The sequence below is a fragment of the Pseudomonas sp. P5_A2_2 genome (genome assembly GCF_054177685.1).
In genome coordinates this window covers 1-1,650 of record NZ_JBGCUL010000968.1, presented here as the reverse complement: position 1 = coordinate 1,650, position 1,650 = coordinate 1, and the positions used below count along the sequence as shown (strand labels likewise).

General features: G+C 62.4%; 1 protein-coding gene. It reads left to right on the top strand.

From position 1 onward, the window contains the following. Positions 1-1,603, top strand: a 1,603-nt coding sequence (locus ACXRVY_RS27860) for a SulP family inorganic anion transporter (RefSeq protein WP_458238818.1), incomplete at its 5' end; no start/stop codon positions are given. Positions 1,604-1,650: the final 47 nt, after the last annotated feature.

The following is a 1,650-nucleotide window of genomic DNA, read 5'->3' as shown; positions in this document are numbered from 1 at the left end:
CCGCTGGCAGGACCTGATGGCAGGTTTGTCGATTGCCGGCCTGTTGCTGCCTGAAGCGGTCGCCTATTCAAGCATCGCCGCACTGGCGCCCCAAGCCGGGGTGATCGCCTTGTTCGCCGGGTTGCTGTGTTATGGCCTGTTCGGTACCAGCCGCTTTGCGATTGTCTCGGCCACTTCATCGTCCGCCGCGGTGCTGGCCGCCGCGACCGCCACCTTGGCCAATGGCGACCCCGGGCTTCGCTCGACCCTGGCCATCGGCCTGGTGCTGGTGACCGGGGCGTTTTTCTTGCTGGCCGGGCTGTTCAAGCTCGGCAGCGTGACCTCGTTCATCGCCAAACCGGTGCTGCGCGGCTTTGCCTTTGGCCTGGCGCTGACCATCATTCTCAAACAGGTCGCCAGTGTGGTCGGCGTGCATTTGACCGATGCCAACCTGGTGGGCTTCCTGCCGCAACTGCTGGAGCAACTGCCGCAATGGAACTGGGTGGCGGCTGGTGTCGGCGCCGTGGCATTGGCCTTGTTATGGCTGTTTGCGCGGTTTCGGCGCTTGCCGGGAGGTTTGTTGGTGGTGGTGATCGGCATTGCGGCGGGGCAGTGGCTGGACCTGCCGGCCTATGGCGTGAAGCTGATCGGCGTGATCGACCTGAGCCTGGAGGTGCCGAAGCTGCCGGTACTGCCGTTTGCCGACTGGCTGCGTCTGGGGGAATTGGCGTTCGCCATGGTGATGATTCTGTATGCGGAGTCCTATGGTTCGATCAGTTCTTATGCGCTAAAACATGGTGACCGCGTCACCTCGAACCGCGACTTGCTTGCGCTGGGGGCTTCCAACCTGCTGTCCGGCCTGTTCCACGGCATGCCGGCGGGAGCGGGGTATTCGGCGACGTCGGCCAATGAGGCGGCGGGTGCCACTTCGCGTCTGGCCGGTATCGTGGCGGCGCTGATGGTGCTGGTCATTGTCCTGACGGTGCTGCCTTACATCGCCCTGACCCCGGAACCGATCCTCGCCGCCATCGTCATCCATGCCCTGGGTCGCGGCTTGAGCCTGCAGCCGCTGGGACGGTATTTCATCTGGCGCCGTGACCGCTTGCTGGTGATCTGCGCCGTGGCTGCGGTGTTGGTGCTGGGGGTGCTGGATGGCTTGCTGGTGGCGGTGGCGATCAGTGTATTGCTGATGCTCAAGCAGATGTCTGCGGCGGATATCCAGATTCTGGGGCGCATCGATGGCGGTCACGACTTTGTCGACCTGCACCGCCATCCAACGGCGCAAGCAGTGCCGGGTGTGTTGATTGTGCGACCGGGGGAAGCGTTGTTCTTTGCCAACGTCGAGCGGATTCTTGGCGGTGCCTTGCGTCTGATTCGACACTCACAAGTGCCTGTTCATTCGGTGATTCTCAGTCTTGAGGAGTCGCCAGATCTGGATGGCACCAGCATCGAGGCGTTGCAGGAGTTTTTTGTGCGGGTGCATCAGGAGGGCAAACGCCTGATTCTGGCGCGGCTGAAGGATGACGTACAAACGGCATTGGCGCAGGTGAAATCCAGCGGTGTGATTCTGAGTGGTTTGAGTGTAGATGGGGCGGTGCAGCAGGCCCTGAAGGCTGGCGCATAACCTGTGGGAGCGAGCTTGCTCGCGATGGCGGTCTGTCTGTTAAATCC